Annotated in this window: 3 protein-coding genes; 2 read left to right on the top strand and 1 reads right to left on the bottom strand. The window is 68.7% G+C overall.

The genetic code is table 11. The features are described from left to right. Window positions 1-275, bottom strand: a 275-nt coding sequence (locus tag AB0395_RS48090; protein WP_366295062.1) for a hypothetical protein, incomplete at its 3' end; no start/stop codon positions are given. 215 nt (window positions 276-490) lie between these two features. Between AB0395_RS48090 and AB0395_RS48085 the strand changes: the two genes are divergently transcribed. Both AB0395_RS48085 and AB0395_RS48080 read left to right on the top strand, forming a co-directional pair. Next, window positions 491-1,807 (top strand): helix-turn-helix transcriptional regulator, encoded by a 1,317-nt coding sequence (locus tag AB0395_RS48085; protein WP_366295059.1) that lies wholly within the window; start codon window positions 491-493, stop codon window positions 1,805-1,807. A gap of 93 nt (window positions 1,808-1,900) precedes the next feature. Beyond that, the gene (locus AB0395_RS48080) at window positions 1,901-2,170 is read left to right on the top strand and encodes a hypothetical protein (protein WP_366295056.1); all 270 of its coding nucleotides are present in this window, start codon (window positions 1,901-1,903) and stop codon (window positions 2,168-2,170) included. Window positions 2,171-2,348 lie beyond the last annotated feature (178 nt).

The raw sequence follows: 2,348 nt of genomic DNA, 5'->3' as shown, positions 1-2,348 counted from the left end.
CGGCCCGCGGTGCGCTGGCAGAAGGCGGCGTAGTCGGCGGTGTACATCAGGAAGGTGTGCCAGCCGATGTCGACCAGTTCCGACGGGCCGAGGCCAACTCCGGGGTTGGCGGCGCAGGCGGCGAGGAAGGCCAGCGCCTGCTCCATGATGGGCTCGGCGAGGTCGGCGTGCTCGGGGTGGTCGACGCGGATTCGGGTGGTGAGCCGGTCGAACAGGCCAGTGTCGATCAGGGTGCGCGCGTCTGTGATGGTCGGGCGGTCGACGGTGATGGTCATTCGATCCTCCGTGACGGTCCTGCCCCCTCCTCGGTGGGGGCCTTGTCTTTACGGTGAGCGCCGCGAGGCGGCGGCAGAAGGCGTTGCCCGAGACGTGCATGCGGTATGCGGAAAACGCAAATCCCGATAGACATCCGCGACCATCCGCTTACGCTGAGTGCGACAGAGCAGGTGGGGGCATGGGTGACTGTGATCCTGTATGGAGCTCTCGGGCAATGATGGCGGCACGAGCCGCCGGAGACCTCGGCGCCGTCGTCCGCCTGGTCCGCCGCGACCGCGGTCTGACCCAAGGCCAGCTCGGGGCTCTGCTGTGCTGCTCGGCTTCGACGATCTCCCGGCTGGAGACCGGCGACCAGCCCCTCACAAACGTCGCCATCCTGCAGCTCTTGGCCCAGCATCTGGCCATCCCGCCCGCGGTTCTCGGCCTATCCCCGGACACCAACGGGCGACATGCCGCATTCGCTGTAGCCTCCCCGCGGGCTGCGTCGCCGATTACCGTGGCCTGTGACGATCACGACGAGGACGGTGGCGATCCGATGCGGCGACGTGAACTCCTGACCAACCTCGCTCTGACCGGCGCGGCGACCGCCGTCCCCGATCTGCTGGCCAGACTCGATGACGCCCTGGCCGTCCTGCCTACCCCCTCCGCTCCTGCGGTTCCGGACCAGATCGCTTCTCGGCTGGCGTGGGCCCGCGCCAGCTTCGACACCGGCGATCTCTCCCGGCTGGTCGCCGGGCTGCCCGACCTGCTTGCCTCGGCTCAGGAAGCGGCCGAGACTCACGCGACGGCGAGCGCCTACGCGCAGGCCGCCGCGTGCTACGACCTGGCGACCGACACACTGCTCAAGATGGGCCGCCATGAGGCCAGCAGGATCACCGCAGATCGTGCCGTCATGCTCGCGAATCTGTCCGGAGCCCCGATCAGCATGGCCGCCTCGGCGCGCTCCTTGAGTATGGCGCTGCGCCACGAAGGCCGCCGCACGATCGCCGATCGGCTCATATTGCGGGCTGTGGACCGCGTGGAGGGCGCAGGCCTCGATATCCCTGCCCATGCCGCCGCCTACGCCCAGATGCTGTGCACCTGCGCCTACACCGCCGCTCAGGTAGGAGACCGCGACCGCGCCCGGGAAATGATCGGGCAAGCTGCGCAGGTCGCCGCCCGACTTCCCTCACGAGCAGTGTCCGGCCAGCCTTTCACCGTCAGCCCGGCGCACGTCAGCCTGTATGAGATCGGCGTGCACTGGGCTCTGGGGGACGCTGGGGCGGCTCTACACGCGGGGCGCGGCGTGCACCCTAGCCAGCTGCCTACCCCTGAGCGGCGTGGGCGTTTGCACACCGACCTGGCGCGGGCGTGGTGGCAATGGGGAAAACCCGAACAGACCGCATCGGCTCTGCTGAACGCCTGCCATGAGTCTCTCGGCGAGGTCCGCAGCCGGCCGGCTATCCGTGCGATGGCGGTGGCCCTGATCAACCAGCACCCTCGGGTACCTGGTGTGCAAACTCTGGCCGCCACCATCGGCTATAGCCGCTGACCTGTGTGCGTGTGTCAGAGCGGCGGGGCGTTTTCGGTTGTTCGGGCCCGTTCAATAGGATCGCCCAGAACCACGTACGACCCCGGGGGAGACATGGCCGACTACGAGTTCCCTGACGACCTGCTCGCCGCACAGCGCGCGTACTACACCGCGGACGCCCGCGTGCAGGAGGTGACCGACGCGCTGCCGTCGTCGCAGGAGATCCTGGAAGGGTTCATGACGGACGAGCAGCGCGCCGAGCTGGCCGAGGTGCGGGAGGCCCGCCTCCAGGCCTTGGAGGCGCTCAACAATCACCCGTGGTGGGCGACGGCGGACAACAGGCATGCGGCGTGGATGGCGCTGCAGAAGGCTGCCAAGGGCTGACCGGGCGGCGTGCCCCGCGCTGGTGGCCGGGGCGCGCCCACCGGGTTCAGGGGATGTACATGGTGAAGTAGTAGCCGAGCGGGCGGTACCGGTCTTCGTACTGCCGACAGGCACCGAGTCCAGTGAAATCGCCATGTTCATAGGCGTCCTGGAAGCCGACCCGGCAGGCAGCCATGGT

Origin of the sequence: Streptosporangium sp. NPDC051023, from assembly GCF_040689595.1 — a bacterium.
Lineage (GTDB): Bacteria > Actinomycetota > Actinomycetes > Streptosporangiales > Streptosporangiaceae > Streptosporangium.
Note: the sequence above shows the minus strand (reverse complement) of the source record. Positions and strands in the feature narration are given on the sequence as shown.

What these genes read in the sequence shown, in the direction of transcription:
- AB0395_RS48085 (WP_366295059.1), top strand. Translation starts at nt 491, where the DNA reads ATGATGGCGGCACGAGCCGCCGGAGACCTCGGCGCCGTCGTCCGCCTG.
- AB0395_RS48080 (WP_366295056.1), top strand. Translation starts at nt 1,901, where the DNA reads ATGGCCGACTACGAGTTCCCTGACGACCTGCTCGCCGCACAGCGCGCG.